This is a genomic window from Saccharopolyspora sp. NFXS83 (genome assembly GCF_026241095.1).
In the GTDB taxonomy this organism is placed as follows: domain Bacteria; phylum Actinomycetota; class Actinomycetes; order Mycobacteriales; family Pseudonocardiaceae; genus Saccharopolyspora_C.
Genome location: NZ_JAPFGB010000049.1, coordinates 1 through 17,116, shown reverse-complemented (window position 1 = coordinate 17,116; position 17,116 = coordinate 1). Strand labels below are relative to the sequence as shown.

Below are 17,116 nucleotides of genomic sequence, written 5' to 3'. Positions count from 1 at the left end.
CCTCGGACTCCTCCAACTCGGCTGCGCCCTCATCTGCTACCGCCAACTACCAACCTCATTCTGAAACGAGTTGTTAGACGGTTCGTTCACCTTGTTCGAGCTCGCCGGCGGAACGGCTTACGCGTTCACGGAGTCGCAGGGATTTGCCGTGTGCTTGACGGAACCTGCCGATTTGAAGCCTGCTGTGGAAACCTGCAGGAGGCTGGACGAGGTCGCGCTGGCGGAGCGAGAGTCGGTCGACCTGATCACGCAAGCGGCGGAGAGGCTGACCGGTGGGTGAGTGGCGGAAAAGTTCGAGGAGCAACCAGTGGCACAACTGCGTCGAGGTCGCGGTGGGTTGGGATTCCGCGTGGATACGGGATTCCAAGGATCGAGCTGCCGGACACTTATCCGTACCGGCACGGCAGTGGGCGCGGTTCCTGTCGGAGCTGAGGTCGGGACGCTACGACGGCTGAGCGGAGCGGAGGCCGACCGATGGGCGAAGCGACCTGGCGGAGGAGCACGTGAAGCGACAAGTACAACTGCGTCGAGGTCTCGTTATTACCGGAGTCCACGGCGGTGCGGGATTCGAAGGATCCGGCAGCCGGTCACTTCGCGGTGTCCGGCGAGCAGTGGGGATTCTTCTTGCGCGGCCTCAAGTCCGGTCGATTCGACCGGTGAGCGCGCGGTGGGCGGCCACCCGGCTGGGGCCGCCCACCGACGGGTTCAGGGCTGCGCGACCGGAGTGTTCACGGCCGCCGCGGCGTCGATGACGCCGTGGCCGGTGAGCAGGCTGAACTGCCCGGTGTTGTCGCTGCCGGGGGTGTGCGCGGTGTCCATCAGGACCTGCTCCACCTGCTCGGCGGGACGGCCTTGCGCCGTCAGCAGCGCCGCGGCACCGGCGACCATCGGGGCGGCCATCGAGGTGCCCGCCAGCGCGTCGTAGTCCGGGTTGCCGCACTTCGGCGTGCCCATGCCTCGCGGCACGGTGGAGATCACGTCATCGGTGCAGACGTCATCTCCCGCGCCGCCGGGCGCGGACACGGCCATCATGTCCAGCTTCAAGCCGAAGTTGGAGTAGGAGGCCTTCTTCTCCGCGCGGTCGGTGGCCGCGATGCACATCGCGCCCTTCTCCCACGCGGGGGTGTCGCACAGCGGCGCGGTCTCGTTGCCCGCCGAGGCGACGACCACGACGCCCTTCGAGCGGGCGTACTCGATGGCGTCCTTCGCGTCCGCTTCGATCCCGAGCAGCGTGAGCAGCTGGGTGCCGGGCTGCGCGCCGAGGCTCAGGTTGATCACGTTGGCGCCGTTGTCGGCGGCGTAGCGGATGCCCGCGCCGATCTCGCTGAACGCGCCGGAACCGTTCTCCAGCACCTTCACCGGCATGATCTTCGCGTCGGGGGCGACTCCGGCTCCGCCGACGCCGTTGTTCGCGGCTGCCGCCGCGATTCCGGCGACGTGGGTGCCGTGCACGTCGGTCTCCTGGCCGACTCCGTCACCGCCGACCCAGTCGCCGTCGCCGCACGGCGCGGGGCCGCCGCCGCAGGCGAACGTCGCGCCCGGCACGAGCTGGGACCGGAGGTCGGGGTGGCCGAGGTCGACGCCGGTGTCGACGACGGCGATGACCTGCCCGGCGCCGGTGCTGGTCTGCCACGCCTGCTCGGCGTGGATCTGGTCGAGCCCCCATTGCTGGCCGGCCAAGGGATCGTTGGTGGTGGCTGCTGAGGCGGACGGCGTGGCTAATGCCGTCAGGCCGGCGACCGTGACTGCGAGGGCCCGTAAACGCATGGGCTGCTCCTGGGTTTCGGCGAAAAGTTCAGGCGATTAACGACAGCCTGACGATCGACGTTTCGTCCCGAGACATGACCGAGTCCAGAAGCCGCTGTTCGGTTCAGCGAATTACTGCGAACAGAGCAGCGCCGATCGGATAAAACGGACCCGATGTCCTCAGAGGACATCGGGTCCGCTCCCTCCCTTGCCCCATCCGGTTGCCTCGCAAGGAGATCGCGCGCCATCGGAGGGGACTGATCGGAACGATAGCCGTGGAGGTGTCCGCGCAGAACTGGTCGAGCACTGCACGATCGGGTGGATTGCCATGATCGTTCAAGAGGAAATTTCCTGCGACAGCACGGGATTCAGGCCGTCCCAGCTCAGCCCCGCGATCCACAGCCCCCGATCACCGGGCGGCTCGGGGAGGTCGCCGTGGAACGCGATGAGCCCGTCGTCGGCGAACACGTCCTGGCCGCCCGGATTCCGCACGGAACCGCCCAAGGTCTCCTTGCTCAGCAACGCGCCGGGCGCTTTCGTGAACGGGCCCGTCGGGCTCGGAGCGGTCGCGTAGTTCGTGAAGTAGTCACCGCTGTCGAAGGTGTTGCCGGAGAACAGCAGCACGTATCCGCCCGGCCTGCGCAGCAGCGTGGGGGCCTCGACGACACCGGACTCCTCGGGCCGGCCCGCGCTCAGCAGCGACACGTCCGCGCCGGTGGGCGTGAGGCCGTCGGCGGCGACGGGGCGCATGTGGATGGTCGACGGGCCGCTGCGGGCGCGGGCGCCGCGGGAGTCCTTGTAGAGCAGGTAGCGGCTGCCGTCGTCGTCGATGAAGCTGCCCGGGTCGATCACGTCGCCCTGGCCGGGAGCGCAGATCAGCGGCTCCGGCCCGGTCGGGACGAACGGCCCCTCAGGGGAACCGGCGACGGCGGCGCCGATGCACTGGCGGCCGGAGGGCGCGTGGTGGGCGGTGTAGTACAGCAGGAACGTGCCGTCGTCGCGGGCGCTCACGTCCGGCGCCCACACGTTGAGGCTGCCCGTCTCGGACGGGCCGATCCACGGCGGCAGCTGCGGCAGCGCGTCGGCCCGCTGCTCCCACGATCCCGTCGCGTCGGTCGCGGTGGCGAGCTGCACGTTGTACCCGGCGGTGTTCGTCGCGTACGCGTAGTGCGTTCCGCCGTGGGTGAAGACGTCGGGATCGGGGAAGTTCCGGGCGATCACTTGTCGGGCCACGTCCGCTTCCTCTGTTCGCTCGCGCGCCAGCGCGGTCGGTGACATGAGCAGCAGCAGAATGGCAGTGGTCAAGCTGATGTGTCGGCACTTTCGCGGCACGGCCCCTCCTTCGGTGACCGCACCAGTGCACCGGCGCCCCGTTCGCCTCGCTGGCCACATTCACCCCACGAGTGACACCCGACCGGGCCTCCCCGCGGGCGGACGGCCGGTTTCGCGGTAGCCGGTGATCCGCTCGCGAGCTCGGATAGGCCGTCCACCTGGAGTGCGGCCAGGAGAACGGCTCATCCGGTCAGGGGAAACGGGTCATTCACCCGGATCGGCCCGCAGCGGCGCAGCGTGATCAGCAGGCTGCTCCGGGCCGCGGCGGTGGAAGAGGGCGTTGAGGGCGAGCGCCGCCAGGCAGCCGGTGCTGATGCCGGAATCCAGCACCGTGCGCAAGGCATCGGGGGCCTGGGCGTAGAAATCGGGCTGCACCACGGGAACCAGGCCGATGCCCAGCGACGCGGCCACGATCAACGCCTGGAACGGGTCGCCGAGATCCGCGCGCCCGAGGGTGCGGATGCCGCTGGTCGCGACCGAACCGAACAGCACCAGCGCCGCCCCGCCCAGCACCGGCTGCGGCACCAGCGAGACCACCGCGCCCACCACCGGGAACAAGCCGAGCAGCACCAGCACGCCGCCACCGGCCGCGACCACGAACCGGCTGCGGACCTGGGTGAGCGCCACCAGCCCCACGTTCTGCGCGAACGCGCTGCAGGTGAACCCGCCGAACACGGCGCTCAGCGCGCTACCGGCACCGTCGGCGCGCAGCCCGGCGGCGATGGTGCGCTCGTCGGCGGGCCGGTCCACGATCTCGCCGAGCGCGATCATGTCCGCGGTGCTCTCCATCATCGCCACCAGCATCACCACGCACAGCGACAGCGTGGCGCTGACGCTGAAGCTCGGCGCGGCCAGTGCGAACGGCACCGGCAGGCTGAAGATCGGCGCCTGCTCGAACGTCGAGGTGTCGACCAGCCCGAGCGGCCATGCGATCACCGTGCCCGCGACCAGGCCGATCAGCAGCGCGATGCGGTTCCAGAACCCGTGCAGGAACCGGTTGAACAGCAGCACCAGCACCAAGGTCACCGCGCCCAGCGCGATGCGGCCGGGGGAGCCGTAGTCCGGAGCCGCCGAATCCTGCCCCGCGATCCAACCGATGCCCACCGGCATCAGCGACAACCCGATCAGCGTGATCACGGTGCCGTTGACCACCGGTGGGAAGAACCGCACCAGCCGCGAGAAGTACGGCGCGACCAGGAACGCCAGCACCCCCGCCACCAGCACCGCGCCGTAGACCACCGACAGCGGGTTCTCCCCGGTGGGCTGCGCGATGATCGCGAGGATCGGGGCGACCGCGCCGAACGTGACGCCGTTGACGAACGGCAGCCGCGCCCCGATCCGCCAGATCCCCAGCGACTGCAACAAGGTCGCCAGCCCGGCGGTGAGCAGGCTCGCCCCGATCAGCAAGGTCTGCTGCACCCCGGACAGCCCCAACGCCTCACCGATGATCAGCGGTGGCGCGACGACGCCCGCGTACATCGCGGCCACGTGCTGGACGCCGTAGGCCACCAGCCTGCCGGGGGCGGGCAGTTCGTCCACCGGGTGAACATCGGTGCCGGCGTGCTTCTTGAAGGCCATCGAGGACTCCTCGGCCATGGGAAGGGATTCGGCTGATTTCCTACCGGGCGGCGATTTTCCGCGAGTTTCGGCGCGTGTCCGCCGGATCAATTCTTCGGCGCCGATGAGCGGCCGTTTCACGGCAGCACGAATCGGCGGATCGATTGCGGAATTCGGTGCCGGAAGAACGGCTCGGTGAAAGGTGGTTCGTCCGCGGGCGAGCGGATCGACGAGGATTCGCCCCGCGGGCGAATCGGTGGGAGTCGGCTCAGAACTCCGGAGTGCTGTACCAGGCCAGTGGTGCCGGATCGACGTCGTCGCGGGTCACGGTGCCCTCGATCAGGCCGTACGGGCGGTCGGCGGCGAAGAAGACCTCGTTGTCGTTGGCCAAGCCGAACGCTTCCAGGTCAACGCGGAAGTGGTGCTTGTTCGGCAGTGACAACCGCACTTCGGCCACCTGCGGATGCTGCTCCAGCACGGATTCGCCCATCGCGTACAACGTCTGCTGCAACGCGTAGCTGTGCGTCGTCGCGAACGCCTCCAGCAACGTCGTGCGGATCGATTCGAAGCTCGCCGCCCAGTCCACGTCGGTGCCGAGGTGGCGCCACCGCGCCGAGACCGCCGTCGCCAGGATGCGGTCCGAGGTCTCCGGCAGCGTCGTGTACTCGTCCTTCGGATAGCCCCAGAACTCCGAGCCGGTGGATTTCAGCACCACCAGGTCCTTCAAGCCCGTCACCACGTGCGCGGTGTCGCCGTCGAACGTGACCGCCGCGGTGCGCTTCTCGTCGCTGCCGCGCCGGAACGAGTGGTCGTGGCCGGAGCCGCCGACCTCGATGCGCTCCCACGCGTGCTCCTCGACGAGGATCCGCGCGCCCCGCACCGGTTCCTGGGTGGTCACGAAGTGCTTTCCCAGCCGCAGCGCGAAATCCTCGATCTCGCCGATCGGGGCCTGCTTCGCGAAGGCGTAGGCGGTGTTCTTCTGGGTGTCCGTCGGCAGCACGTTCGAGTTGTCGCCCGTGTGGTGGGTGGAGTCGAACTCACCGCGCAGCGAGGTGCCGATGGTGAGGTCGCGGATGCCGTGGCGGTTGCCGTCGCGATCCACCGCGACGAGCCGGATCTCTGCCTTGCCGTACTGGTTCGGTCCCAACACGATGCCCATCGGGCGGTCAGCTCCCTCGGTAGGTGGAGTAGGCGAACGGGCTCAGCAGCAGCGGAACGTGGTGGTGCTGAGCGGGATCGGCGAGGCGGAAGGTGATCTGCACCCGCGGGTAGAAGGTGTCGGTGCCCTGCGCGGCGAAGTAGGCGCCGGTGTCGAACGTCAGCCGGTAGTCGCCCGCTGGGAGCGCCTCCGGGCCGAGGTCGCCGATGCGGCCGTCGTCGTCGGTGACCCCGTCGGCCACCAGGTCCGCGCCCTCCAGCCGCACCGCGATCCCGGCGGCCGGGCGGCCCAGCGCCGCGTCCAGCACGTGCGTCGTGACGGCGCTCATGCGATCACCTTCTCCAAGCGCAGCAACGCGATCTTGCGCAGCTCGTCGGCCACCACGCCCAGCTCGGTGCGCGGATCGTTGTGCATGCGGGAGCGCAGGACGGCCAGCAGCTCCGCGCCGCTCCGGCCGCTCGCGCACACCAGGTACACGTGGCCGAACCTGCGTTCGTACTCGGCGTTCTCCGCGCGCAGCGCGGACTTCAGCGCATCATCGCCGAAGTCCACCCCGGACTGCTCGGAGCGGGACCAGGTCGACGACGTGTCGTGTCCGTCGGCCCGCTCGCCGATCCTGGGATGCGCGGCGAGCGCGGCCTGGATCTCGTCGGCGGTGAGTTCGCGGGCGGCGGCGTCGGCTCGGGTGAGGACGTCCTCGGCGGTCGCGTAGGGGCGGGCGTCGGACAGCCCCTCCGCCCAGCGCGGGACGTCGAGGCAGGCCCGCAGTTCCAGCAGGAGCTCGGTCTTGGGCAGGCCGTTGAACCGGTCGGGTGCTGACATGGTGTTCCCATCGCGCTCGGATGAGACGAAAAGCTACGACCAGCACCCAGTGGTGTCAACACTTTGTTGAAGTTGCAGGTGGAGGAGGCTGTTATTCGCGGTTCAAGTAGTTGTAGACGGTGAACCGGCTGACTCCGAGGGCCTTCGCGACCGACTCCACCGACTTGCGCAACGTGAACGCGCCGCGCTCCTCCAGCAGCCGCACCGCGCGCTGCTTGTCCGCCCTCGGCAGCTCCGGCAACGCCGCGCCGAGCTCCGCCTCCACCTCGGCGATCAGCCGGTCCAGCGCGCTGGTCAACTCCGCGCCCGGCAAGCGGACGGCGACGGCGGGCGCGCCCTCCCAGTACAGCAGCACGTCGCTCGGTTCCCGGTCCTCGACGGGAACCGCGGTAGCGCCGAGCTGCGCCAACAACGGCGCGATCGCGGAAGCGAGCGGATGCACCCGGACAGCGTAAGAGGGTGCCGTCGCGCGTGTTCTGCGCAGGGGGCGGTGGTGCTCAGGACTCGTCGACGGTGACCTGGAGGGTGATCCGGTGAGCGCCCGACGCCAGCGCCGAATCGAGGACACTGGAGATCGCGGGCAGCACCGCGTCGCGGGCTCCGGTGACCGACGTGCCCAGCGGGCCGAAATCCGGTTCCAGCCCCGCCTCGCGCAACCGGTCCCGCGCGGCCACCGCGTGCTGCGGCGGCTCGCCCTCGCCGTGGAACGGTTCGGTGGTGAACTCCGCGGTGACCTGCTGGTCGGCCGCGGCCGTGACCTGCGGATCGGTCGGGTGCATGCGGGCCTCCGGAAGGAGCGGGTGCCGGTGCGCACACTGTACGGGCCGGGCAACACCGGCCACCCGCAGCCGGAAGCGGTGTCGCGCAGGGCATCCCGGTCCGCTGAACGCGACCGGATGGGGTTCCGCTGATCGGGCGAGTCGGGTGAAATGTGCGGGTAACCACCGTGAGCCGAGGGAGAGCACTGTGCCCGGTCCCGTCCTGATCGCGCCGGACAAGTTCAAGGGGTCGCTGACCGCCCCGGATGTCGCGAGCGCGCTCGCCGCGGGACTGCCCGGGGTCGAGGTGCGGCTCGCACCCATCGCAGACGGCGGCGACGGCACCGTGGAAGCGGCCATCGCCACCGGGTTCCGCCGCATGCAGGCGCGGGTCACCGGCCCGGTGGGCGCACCGCTCACCGCCGAGTTCGCGCTGCGCGACGACACGGCCGTCGTGGAACTCGCCTCCGCCTCCGGCTTGGCGCTGCTGCCCACGCGGGAGCTCGCGCCGATGACCGCGTCCAGCTTCGGCACCGGGGAACTGATCCGCGCCGCGCTCGACGCCGGAGCCCGCACCATCGTGCTCGGCGTCGGCGGCAGCGCCTGCACCGACGGCGGCGCGGGCATGGTCGCGGCGCTGGGCGCCCGGCTGCTCGCCGACGCAGGACGGCCGCTTCCGCCGGGCGGTGGGGGACTCGTCGAGCTCGCCGACGTCGACCTCTCCGGTCTCGACCCGCGCCTGGCCGAAGCCGACATCGTGCTTGCGTCCGATGTGGACAATCCGCTGCTCGGGGAGCACGGCGCCGCGCACGTGTACGGGCCGCAGAAGGGCGCCGACCCCACCCAGGTCCGGCTGCTCGACTCCGCGCTGCGCAGCTGGTCCGGAGCAGTGACCCGCGCGGGCGGGCGAGAGGCGGCCGGTGAACCGGGTGCCGGCGCGGCGGGCGGAGTCGGCTACGCGGCGCTCGCCGTGCTCGGCGCGCGGCAGCGGCCCGGCGCGGACCTGGTGTTCGAACTCGTCGGCTTCGACGCGGCACTGCCCGGCGCCGCACTGGTCATCACCGGCGAAGGCTCGGTGGACGAGCAGACGCTGCACGGCAAAGGCCCCGCCGTCGTCGCCGAGCGAGCGGCGGCGGCCGGAATCCCCGTCATCGCCGTCGCCGGGCGCTGCACGCTCGCACCGGAACGCCTGCGGGAGGCGGGATTCGCCGACGTCTTCGCCCTCACCGACGTCGAACCCGACCCCCAGCGGTGCATCCGCGAAGCAGCGGCCCTGCTGCCCGTGCTCGCCGGTCACGTCGCGGCGAAGTGGCTCGCCTGACGGCGCACGTCCAGCACCGCCGACACACCCGGCCGAGACGGGAATCGGCGCTGATCCTCCGGAGTGAGCGGACCGTTCGTCCAACAGGATCGGGCGAACGGTCCGTTCACCCGCTTCGCCTGCGCACCCGACCGGATCGGGCACGGGATGTCGGGTGCGGTGGGGTGCGGTCTCCCTAGCGTGGTGAGCGCAAGCGGAAGGAGATCCCGGTGCTGGAGCGGTTGAACGAGGCCCTGGAGCACGTCGAGGCGCACCTCGGCGAGCAGATCGACGTGGCCGAGCTCGCGCGGATCGCGGCGACGTCGGAGCACCACTTCCGCCGGATGTTCTCCGCGCTGGCGGGGATGCCGCTGTCGGAGTACGTGCGGCGCAGGCGGCTCACCCTCGCGGGCGCCGAGGTCCTCGGCGGGAAGCGCGCGCTGCTCGACGTCGCGGTGCGCCACGGCTACGGCTCCGGGGAGGCGTTCGCGCGGGCGTTCCGCGCGATGCACGGCGTCGGGCCCGGCGAGGCGCGGCGCGACGGTGCCGCGCTGCGCTCCCAGCAGCGGATCTCCTTCCGGCTCGTAGTCGAAGGGAGCAGCAGCATGCGGTACCGGATCGCGGAGCGGGACGAGTTCTTCATCGTCGGCAAGAAGGCCAGGGTTCCGCTCGTCCACGAGGGGATGAACCCGGCGATCGTCGAGCACATCAAGAGCATCGGCGCGGACGAGGTGCGGCGCATCGCCGGCCTGTCCGATCAGGAACCGGCCGGGATCATCGCGGCCACCGACGACCTCGACGAGAGCCGGGAGGAAGGGACCACGCTCGACTACCACCACGGGGTGGCGGCGAGCGCCGCCGGGCCGGACGACCTCGACTCGCTGCGGGTGCCCGCCGGGACGTGGGCGGTGTTCGAGAGCTCCGGCCCGATGCCGCACTCGATCCAATACCTGTGGCGGGACGTGTTCACCCAGTGGTTCCCGTCCAACCCGTACCGCAGCAGGCCCGGCCCGGAACTGCTGAGCACCCGGCTCTCGGCGGACGGCGAACACGCCGCCGCCGAACTCTGGGTCCCGGTGGAACGCGTCGAGAGCCGACCGGCCGTCAGGGAACCCGGAACCCGCGGAAGGTCACCGGTTCCAGGGTCGTGAAGCCGAGGCGTTCGTAGAGCGCGATGGCGGCGGTGTTGGATTCGGCGACGTGCAGGAACGGGCGTTCGCCGCGCGACCGGACGCGGGCGGCGAGCGCGCGCACCAGCCGGGCGGCGTGCCCGCGCCCCCGGGCCGCCGGGGCGGTGCAGACGGCGCTGATCTCCGTCCAGCCGGGCGGCCGGAGCCGTTCGCCCGCCATGGCGACCAGCGCGCCGCCCTCGTCGCGGACGCCCAGGTAGGTGCCGAGTTCGCGGGTGCGCGCCCAGAACGGTCCCGGCTCGGTCCGGGCGACGAGGTCGAGCATGTCGGCGACGTCGCCGGGGCCGAGCTCCACGACGGGCGCGGCTCCGGCGGTCTGGTCCGGGAGCCCGTCGGCCGGGCCGACCATCCGCCGCGCGGAGAGGGAGAAGACCGGTTCCCAGTCCGATGGCGGCGTCGCCGGGCTGCTGAACAGGTCGGCGAGCTCCCCGCTGCCGAGCAACCGGGCCAGGTCCGCCCACTCGGCCGCGCCCGGATCGGCGGGCACCGCCGCGAACGTGGTGACGTCCGGCAGGTAGGTGGCGGCCGAACCGACCCGGCGGGCCAGGTGGGCGTGGTGGCCGCGCAGCGACTCGCCGACCGGATCGTCGAGCGCCCCGGTGCCGCGATCCATCGCCGGTTCCTCCCCGCTCGGCACGTCAGTTCACGACGATGGTGTCCACGGGGAGGCCGGGGGCGGCGGCGAGGTCCAGCGGGGACGGCTTCGCGCCCGAGGCGACGACGTGCGCGCCGAGCGCGGCGATCATGGCGCCGTTGTCCGTGCACAGCCGGGGCTTCGGCACCCGCAGCGTGATGCCCGCCGCCGCGCAGCGCTGCGCCGCCAGCGCCGACAACCGCGAATTCGCCGCCACACCACCGGAGATGACCAGCGTGTCCACCTCGAGGTCCTGCGCGGCGCGCACCGCTTTGGCGGTGAGCACGTCGGCGACGGCCTCCTGGAACGAGGCGCACACGTCGGCGACGGGGATCTCCCGGCCCGCCCGCTGCTCGGCCTCCACCCAGCGGGCCACCGCCGTCTTCAGGCCGGAGAACGAGAAGTCGTGCCGCGAGTCGCGCGGGCCGGTGAGCCCGCGCGGGAACGAGATCGCCTTCGGGTCGCCCTGCTTCGCCAGCCGGTCGATCGGCGGACCGCCCGGGTAGGGCAGGTCGAGGATCCGGGCGACCTTGTCGTAGGCCTCCCCGGCGGCGTCGTCGATGGTGGAACCGACCTGCGTGATCCGCTCCGCGACGCCCTCCACCAGCAGCAGCTGGCTGTGCCCGCCGGAGACCAGCAGCGCGAGGCACCGCGACGGCAGCGCCCCGTGCTGCAAGGTGTCCACGGCGACGTGCCCGCCGAGGTGGTTCACCCCGTACAGTGGCACGTCCAGCGCCACCGAGTAGGCCTTCGCCGCGGCGACGCCGACCATCAGCGCCCCGGCCAGGCCCGGTCCCGCGGTCACCGCGATGGCGTCCACATCGGACAGTTCGAGCCCGGATTCGTCGAGCGCGCGCCGCATCGTCGGCGTCATCGCCGTCAGGTGCGCCCGGCTGGCGATCTCCGGCACGACCCCGCCGAAGCGGGCGTGCTCGTCGACGCTGGAGGCGACGGCGTCGGCGAGCAGCTCGACCGAGCCGTCCGCGCCGAGCCGCACCAGGCCGACACCGGTCTCGTCGCAGGAGCTCTCGATGCCGAGCACGATCCGGTCGGTGGTGGTCACGACGGACCACCTCCCTCCGCGGTGGGGGATTCGGCCGCGGGCCTGCGCATCGTGTGCGCGTCCGCGCCCGAGGGCTGGTAGTAGCGCTTGCGCAGGCCGACGATCTCGAACCCGTGCTTGCGGTACAGCGCGATCGCCGGGTCGTTGTCGGTGCGCACTTCGAGGAACGTGGTGGCGCGGTGCTCATCGGCGCGGGCCAGCAGCCTGCGCAGCAGCGCCGCGCCGACGCCGTGGCCCTGGTGCGCCGGGTCGACGGCCATGGTGTGCACCTCGGCGTCCACCTCCGGCGGCCGGCCCGCCAAGGACAGGCCCGCGTAGCCGATCAGGTTCTCGTCGGCGTCGTAGGCGCCGAGGTAGTGGTGCCCGCGGTCGATCTCGGCCACGAACGACTCCAGCGACCACGGGTCGTCGCCGGGGAACAAGACCTGCTCCAGCTCCGCGCACCGCTTCAGGTCGCTGCGGCGCAGCTTCGCCACGAAGGGGGCGCTCATGCCGTTCCCCGCCGATCATCGGGGCTGACCTGCTTGCGCGGTCCCGGCGCGGTGGCGTCCGGGCGCCGCAGGTACATCGGGACCGGCGGCGTCGGCTCCGCGCCGCTCTGCAGGTCGTGGCGCGCGGCGGCGACCAGGCCCGTGGGAGTGGGGTACTCGGTGCCTAGCACGTCGAGCCCGAAGGTCTCCCGGTGCGGCGCCGCCATCTCGCCGACGGCGAAGTCCAGGTCCAGGCCGTCGATCTCGGCGGGCACGTCTTCGGGCCGGTGCACGTGCGGGCCGGTGAGCCGTTCGCGGTCGGTGCCGTAGGCGGCCCAGTAGACCTCCTTGCGCCGCGCGTCGGTCGCGACGAGCAACCGCAGGCCGCCCGCGGAGGCACCGGACACGGCGGCGCCGGGCTCGCCGATGTCGGCGACGACGCCCTGCCCAGCAGCACCGTCCGGGACGGCGGCGGCGATGGCGTCGAGGCTGCACACCGGGTGCACCGGCACGTCCAGCGCCTGCCCGAGCGCGGCGGCGGTGACCATGCCCGCGCGCAGCCCGGTGAACGGTCCGGGACCGGAGCCCACGACGATCGCGTCCGCGTCGGCGAGCCGGTGACCGGCCTCGGCGACGGCCGCCATCAGGTGCGGCGTGAGCAGTTCGCCGTGCGCCCGCGCGTTCACCGTCACGCGTTGCGCGAGTGGCCGGGGCCCGCCGCCGTCCAAGGCGACCAGCCCAGCGGTGACCGCGGGCGTCGAAGTGTCCAGCGCGATGACGAGCACAGCGGAAAAGACTACGTCATCGCTGGTCATCGGGGTTTCGTGGGTGCTGAGCTGCGGAGAGCCGGGTGGGGCTTCAGGGCCTTCCCCGGTTGGGTGTGTGGCTGGTGTGGTGCGGTGGAAGGTCTTCTTTGCTGACTGCTTCCACGGCTCTTCTGGTTGGGGTGTCCGGGTAGCGGAACCTCAGCGGCTTCCTCGCTGCGGGATCATTTTTCCAAGTGGCTCCGCCACGAGGAAAAATGCTGTCCTCGCGAGGAAGCCGCTGAGAACCCGCCGGTGAGCGGCTTGTGGAGTGGGCTATGCGCTTCGCGCATCCAGGCACGGCCTTCGGCCGCGAGGCACGGCTTCGCCGCAGGCGCTCTTCGTGGGGTTCGCCGCGACCTTCCGCGCATCGCAGCGATCGGACGCCCGAAACGGGGAAGGCTCCTGAACGCACCCCGAAGGCGAAGCCGAACCCGGCTCGACGACCAGCAAGCACACGCCCGACCGGTGAAGGCTTCACGACCGCCTCCGAACCGTCAGCTGGGTCGCAGCACGACGGAGGTCGTGTGCGGGACGTCGGCTCGGATCCGGTACTGGTCCTGCACCGGGACCGGGGTGTCGCCGAGCCCGGTGACCGAGCCGACGTGCAAGGTCACGAACGGGTCCTGACGCAGCTGGTGGGCGAAGTCGGTGCGCTCGGTGTTGGAGTGCCGTTCCGCCGCGACCGCCAGGTCCTCGCCGGACACCTGGAGCCCGCCGTCGGGACCGGACAGCAGCGCCCACGCCGTGCCGATCTTCACGCCGTTGTCCTGCGGCGGCAGGAAGTCGAACCACTGCTCGTCCACCGTCGACGACCAGCGCCCCACGGGCTGCGCGTCGAACCGGTCCGGGTACGACTCACCGGGGCCGCGCCCGTACCAGTCGAGGTCGGTGAACGACTCCGGCAGCCGCAGCGCGAACCCGGCCCTCGGCAGCCACGGCAGGGCCCTCGTGAGCGGCCCGAACGCCTCCACCGTGTGCTCCAGGGCGACCGCCCCGGACCCGTCCACGGTGTAGGTCCAGCGGCTGCCGAAGCCTTCACCGCGCACGTCCGGCGCGGCCGAGCGGGTGTCGACGGTGATCCGCGCGCGGCCGTCCGGCAGTGCGGTGGCGTCGAAGCCGAGAACCTGGGTGACCAGGCGGTCCAGCCCGGCGGCGCGGAACTTCGCCTCGGGTTCGATGCCGCTCCAGTCGCTCCACTCGTTGCCCGTCGGCGCCCGGAACACGTCCAGCTCCGGCCCCGCGACCAGCCGCTGCACGCCGTCCGCGGCCATCGAGCTCAGCGCGCCCGTCCGCTCGTCGAACTCGTAGCGGAAATCGGGCCCGGACACGGTGCCGCCGTCCACGGCCACCCGGCCGGGCGGCGGGCTCTCGACGGGGGCGGGCGCCGGTTCGGTGCCGCCCGCGGGCAACTGCTCGGCGGACACGACGTGCCCTGCGGGCAGGCTCGGCGCGTCGACGCGTTGCCGCGCCCGCAACTCCAGGAACCGCTCGGTCTTCCCGGCCTGCGGCAGGTCCAGTTCGACGTGCTCCGCCGCGCCCGCCGGGACCTCGACGTCGAGTTCGCCGCTCGCGAGTTCCTCGCCCGCCTCCACCAGCCGCCAGCTGAGGTCGTAGGCCGAGGTGGACAGCGTGTGGTTCAGGTTGCGCACGGTGAACCGGCCCGGCGCCCCCGCGTCCTCGAACCGCACCGGGGCGTGGCTGTAGGCCAGCTGCGCCAGTTCCGGTTGCGGCGTGCGATCCGCGTTGATCAGCCCGTTGGCCAGGAAGTTCGACGAGCCGTAGTCGTGGAAGGTGCCCTGCTGCCGCTCCTCGTCGAAGTTCAGCGCCAGCGCCGCCTCCCGCGCCGGATCGGCGGCGAGCTCCTCATCGCTGAGCGCCCGGCCGTAGATCCGCGCCGAGTCCACCACGGCGTGCGCGGTGCGGCCCGCGAACGAATCCGCGTGCTTCTCCTGGTTGCGGCCCACCGACACCGCGTACATCGTGTTCGACGCGATCTCGCCGGAGTACGGCTGCGTCGCGACCTCCTCGCCGTCGATCAGCAGCCGCACCTGCGACCCGTCGTAGACGCCGGTGAGCCGGTGCCACTGCCCCCACCAGTCGTCGGGGACCTCGACGCGGGCCGTGTGCCACGAATCCTCGCCGTAGACGAAGAACTCGACGTGCTCGGCGTCCGGCATCTGCAACGCCCACTGCTTGTCGCCCTTGGACAGGTACGTGCCGGATCCCTGCCAGGACAGCGGCTTCACCTGGACGTCCAAGGTGACCGCCCGGCCGGTGATCTCCAACGCCGGATCGCGGTAGGCCTCCGCCCAGTCGTCCAGGCCGGACAACTCGATCCCCTGCCCGGACACGCCAGGCACCGGCTTCGGATTGCCGCCGTAGTGCACCGGGACGCCGTTGCCGGAGGAGTCCGGCGCGATCCGCAGCGGCCGGACCAGGCCCTGGTCCACCCAGTCCCACACGAAACCGCCCTGCAACGACGGATCCTCGCGGATGGTGCGCCACATGTCCTCGTAGTGCCCGAGGCTGTTGCCCATCGCGTGCAGCCATTCGCCCATCACGACCGGCTTCGTCGTCCGCTCCGCGATCTCGCGCAGGTGCTTCGGCGACGGGTAGCGCGGGCCCCACACGTCCGCGAACGGCGCGTCCCCGTCGGGGGAGTTGGACTGGTGGTACAGCGGCCGGGTCGGGTCGGTGGCGTGCGCGTGCTCGGCCATCGCGTAGTGCGCGGCGCCCAGCCCCGCCTCGTTGCCGGTGTCCCACATGATCACGCTCGGGTGGTTCTTGTCCCGCTCCAGCAGCGCGTCGAAGCGGTCCGCGAACGCCGCCTGCCATTCCGGGCGGTCGGCGAGGCAGTCCTGATCGCCGGCCGCCGTGCAGTCCTCGCGGTAGTGCGTCTCGATGTCGACCTCGTCGGCCAGCAGCAGGCCGTTGGCGTCGGCCAGCCGGTACCAGTACGGATCGTTCGGGTAGTGCGAGGTGCGCACCGCGTTGATGTTGTGCTGCCGCATCAGCGCGACGTCCTCGCGCTGCCGGTCCCGGCTCACGGTGCGGCCCGTGGCCGGGTCGTGCTCGTGGCGGTTCACGCCGCGAAGGTCGACCGGTTTCCCGTTGAGCAGCAACTGCTCGTCGCGCACCTCGACCTCGCGGAACCCGACGGGCTGCTGCGTGGTGTGCACGATCCGGCCCTGCTCGTCGACGAGCTGCACCACGGCGGTGTAGACGTCCGGGGTCTCGTCGCTCCACAACCGGGGCGCGCGGACGCGGCGGTCCAGCTCCACCGAGGCGCCCGGTCCGGTGACGTCCACGCCCTGCGCGAACCGGTCCACCTCGCGGCCCTCCGGGTCGTGCAGCGCGACCCGCACCTCGTGCGCGCCGACCGAGCCCGCGTCGTTGCGCACGTCCACGCCGAGCCGCAACGTCGCGTCGGTGTAGGCGTCGTCGAGCTCGGTGCGGATCGTGACGTCCTCCAGGTGCGTGCGCGGCACGCTGTAGAGGTGCGCGTCGCGGAAGATCCCGGACAGGTGCCAGAAGTCCATGTTCTCCAGGTAGCTGCCCGAACCCCAGCGGTGCACCTGCACGGCGATCGTGTTGCGCCCCTCGATGAGGTGCTCGGTCACGTCGAACTCCGCCGGGGTGTAGCCGCCCTGGTCGTAGCCCACGTAGCGGCCGTTGACCCACACGAACCAGCCGCTGGTGGCGCCTTCGAAGCGCAGCAGCTGCCGCCTGCCGTCCCAGTCGTCCGGCACCTCGAACTCGCGCACGTAGGCACCGGTCGGGTTCACGTCGTCCGGCGCGTTCGGCGGGTCGTAGGGCGCGACCTCCGACGGCACGTTGCGGTAGATCGGGCGGTCGTGGCCCTGCTGCTGCCACACGCCCGGCACCTCGGTCTCCGGCCAGTCCGCGCGGCCGTGCTGCCACCCGGCGGGCAGATCGCGGTGATGGTCGGCGTAGCCGAAGTGCCACGGGCCGGTGAGCGGCAACGTCCACGGCGTCGGCTCGTCGGATTCCGCGTCGAGGTCGTGCTGAGCGGCGCGCACCGCCTGCTCCGCGTCGGCGTAGGGGCGCAGCAGCGCGTGCGGCCGTTCCTGGTTCTCCCCGGTGCGCCCCGGATCGTCCAAGTAGGACTCGACGGCGGCCGGGCCGCTCGGGCCGTCCACCGGCGCGGCCTGCGCGGGCGGGCTCAGCGGGCCCGCCGCGACGAGCAGCACGGCCAGCGGCGTCAGCGCCCGGATGCGGGCGGACGTTCCTGCCGGGATGAGCTGGGGATGGCGCGCGG

The 17,116-nt window shown here is 71.8% G+C and carries 17 protein-coding genes and 1 pseudogene; 5 read left to right on the top strand and 13 right to left on the bottom strand.

What is annotated here, in order from left to right; genetic code table 11:
* Nucleotides 1–70 precede the first annotated feature (70 nt).
* The 3 genes and pseudogenes from OOZ19_RS30230 to OOZ19_RS29640 form a co-directional block, all read left to right on the top strand.
* Nucleotides 71–280 carry a Scr1 family TA system antitoxin-like transcriptional regulator gene (locus OOZ19_RS30230; protein WP_416309527.1) on the top strand — a complete coding sequence of 70 codons (210 nt, stop codon included), beginning with the start codon at nt 71–73 and terminating at the stop codon, nt 278–280.
* Complete coding sequence (locus tag OOZ19_RS29645; RefSeq protein WP_266093475.1) at nt 273–455, top strand: DUF397 domain-containing protein; 183 nt, start codon at nt 273–275, stop codon at nt 453–455. The genes OOZ19_RS30230 and OOZ19_RS29645 overlap by 8 nt, the downstream gene beginning before the upstream one ends.
* 76 nt (nt 456–531) lie before the next feature.
* Nucleotides 532–660: pseudogene (locus tag OOZ19_RS29640) on the top strand (DUF397 domain-containing protein); the annotation flags it as partial.
* A 45-nt stretch (nt 661–705) separates the two neighbouring features.
* Here the strand turns inward: OOZ19_RS29640 and OOZ19_RS29635 are convergent.
* The 8 genes from OOZ19_RS29635 to OOZ19_RS29600 all read right to left on the bottom strand — a co-directional run bounded on the left by OOZ19_RS29635 (nt 706) and on the right by OOZ19_RS29600 (nt 7,395).
* On the bottom strand, nt 706–1,767 hold the full coding sequence (locus OOZ19_RS29635) for a S8 family serine peptidase (RefSeq protein ID WP_266093474.1): 1,062 nt from the start codon (nt 1,765–1,767) through the stop codon (nt 706–708).
* A gap of 315 nt (nt 1,768–2,082) precedes the next feature.
* Nucleotides 2,083–3,051: a glycoside hydrolase family 43 protein gene (locus OOZ19_RS29630; RefSeq protein ID WP_266093473.1), complete on the bottom strand. Its 969-nt coding sequence runs from the start codon at nt 3,049–3,051 to the stop codon at nt 2,083–2,085.
* A 231-nt stretch (nt 3,052–3,282) separates the two neighbouring features.
* The gene (locus OOZ19_RS29625) at nt 3,283–4,656 is read right to left on the bottom strand and encodes a nucleobase:cation symporter-2 family protein (RefSeq protein WP_266093472.1); all 1,374 of its coding nucleotides are present in this window, start codon (nt 4,654–4,656) and stop codon (nt 3,283–3,285) included.
* A 247-nt stretch (nt 4,657–4,903) separates the two neighbouring features.
* Nucleotides 4,904–5,794, bottom strand: coding sequence for a factor-independent urate hydroxylase (gene pucL, locus OOZ19_RS29620; RefSeq protein WP_266093471.1), 891 nt, complete (start codon nt 5,792–5,794; stop codon nt 4,904–4,906).
* A gap of 7 nt (nt 5,795–5,801) precedes the next feature.
* Nucleotides 5,802–6,122 (bottom strand): hydroxyisourate hydrolase, encoded by a 321-nt coding sequence (uraH, locus tag OOZ19_RS29615; protein ID WP_266093470.1) that lies wholly within the window; start codon nt 6,120–6,122, stop codon nt 5,802–5,804.
* Nucleotides 6,119–6,616, bottom strand: a complete 498-nt coding sequence (gene uraD, locus OOZ19_RS29610; RefSeq protein ID WP_266093469.1) for a 2-oxo-4-hydroxy-4-carboxy-5-ureidoimidazoline decarboxylase — start codon at nt 6,614–6,616, stop codon at nt 6,119–6,121. Before uraD ends, uraH begins: the two co-directional genes overlap by 4 nt.
* A gap of 91 nt (nt 6,617–6,707) precedes the next feature.
* Nucleotides 6,708–7,058: a helix-turn-helix domain-containing protein gene (locus tag OOZ19_RS29605; RefSeq protein ID WP_323055196.1), complete on the bottom strand. Its 351-nt coding sequence runs from the start codon at nt 7,056–7,058 to the stop codon at nt 6,708–6,710.
* A 55-nt stretch (nt 7,059–7,113) separates the two neighbouring features.
* Nucleotides 7,114–7,395: a thiamine-binding protein gene (locus OOZ19_RS29600; RefSeq protein ID WP_266093468.1), complete on the bottom strand. Its 282-nt coding sequence runs from the start codon at nt 7,393–7,395 to the stop codon at nt 7,114–7,116.
* A gap of 187 nt (nt 7,396–7,582) precedes the next feature.
* Between OOZ19_RS29600 and OOZ19_RS29595 the strand changes: the two genes are divergently transcribed.
* On the top strand, nt 7,583–8,695 hold the full coding sequence (locus OOZ19_RS29595) for a glycerate kinase (RefSeq protein WP_266093467.1): 1,113 nt from the start codon (nt 7,583–7,585) through the stop codon (nt 8,693–8,695).
* Between the two features lie 209 nt (nt 8,696–8,904).
* A complete protein-coding gene (locus OOZ19_RS29590) occupies nt 8,905–9,825 on the top strand; it encodes an AraC family transcriptional regulator (RefSeq protein ID WP_266093466.1) in 921 nt (306 codons plus the stop codon).
* Here OOZ19_RS29590 and OOZ19_RS29585 read toward each other — a convergent pair.
* The 5 genes from OOZ19_RS29585 to OOZ19_RS29565 form a co-directional block, all read right to left on the bottom strand.
* Nucleotides 9,779–10,477 (bottom strand): GNAT family N-acetyltransferase, encoded by a 699-nt coding sequence (locus OOZ19_RS29585; RefSeq protein ID WP_266093465.1) that lies wholly within the window; start codon nt 10,475–10,477, stop codon nt 9,779–9,781. The genes OOZ19_RS29590 and OOZ19_RS29585 overlap by 47 nt on opposite strands.
* Nucleotides 10,478–10,502: 25 nt before the next feature.
* Nucleotides 10,503–11,561, bottom strand: coding sequence for a tRNA (adenosine(37)-N6)-threonylcarbamoyltransferase complex transferase subunit TsaD (tsaD, locus tag OOZ19_RS29580; RefSeq protein WP_266093464.1), 1,059 nt, complete (start codon nt 11,559–11,561; stop codon nt 10,503–10,505).
* The gene (gene rimI / locus OOZ19_RS29575) at nt 11,558–12,052 is read right to left on the bottom strand and encodes a ribosomal protein S18-alanine N-acetyltransferase (RefSeq protein WP_266093463.1); all 495 of its coding nucleotides are present in this window, start codon (nt 12,050–12,052) and stop codon (nt 11,558–11,560) included. Before rimI ends, tsaD begins: the two co-directional genes overlap by 4 nt.
* Entirely contained in the window at nt 12,049–12,816 is a 768-nt protein-coding gene (gene tsaB, locus OOZ19_RS29570) for a tRNA (adenosine(37)-N6)-threonylcarbamoyltransferase complex dimerization subunit type 1 TsaB (RefSeq protein ID WP_266093477.1), read from the bottom strand. Before tsaB ends, rimI begins: the two co-directional genes overlap by 4 nt.
* Nucleotides 12,817–13,331: 515 nt before the next feature.
* The coding region (locus tag OOZ19_RS29565) for a glycoside hydrolase family 2 TIM barrel-domain containing protein (protein WP_416309526.1) at nt 13,332–17,116 on the bottom strand (3,785 nt) is incomplete at its 5' end.

Bases quoted from the DNA above. Each gene is read 5' to 3' on its own strand.
- OOZ19_RS29635 (WP_266093474.1), bottom strand. From the start codon at position 1,767: ATGCGTTTACGGGCCCTCGCAGTCACGGTCGCCGGCCTGACGGCATTA.
- OOZ19_RS29625 (WP_266093472.1), bottom strand. From the start codon at position 4,656: ATGGCCTTCAAGAAGCACGCCGGCACCGATGTTCACCCGGTGGACGAA.
- OOZ19_RS29600 (WP_266093468.1), bottom strand. From the start codon at position 7,395: ATGCACCCGACCGATCCGCAGGTCACGGCCGCGGCCGACCAGCAGGTC.
- pucL (WP_266093471.1), bottom strand. From the start codon at position 5,794: ATGGGCATCGTGTTGGGACCGAACCAGTACGGCAAGGCAGAGATCCGG.
- uraH (WP_266093470.1), bottom strand. From the start codon at position 6,122: ATGAGCGCCGTCACGACGCACGTGCTGGACGCGGCGCTGGGCCGCCCG.
- uraD (WP_266093469.1), bottom strand. From the start codon at position 6,616: ATGTCAGCACCCGACCGGTTCAACGGCCTGCCCAAGACCGAGCTCCTG.
- rimI (WP_266093463.1), bottom strand. From the start codon at position 12,052: ATGAGCGCCCCCTTCGTGGCGAAGCTGCGCCGCAGCGACCTGAAGCGG.
- OOZ19_RS29585 (WP_266093465.1), bottom strand. From the start codon at position 10,477: ATGGATCGCGGCACCGGGGCGCTCGACGATCCGGTCGGCGAGTCGCTG.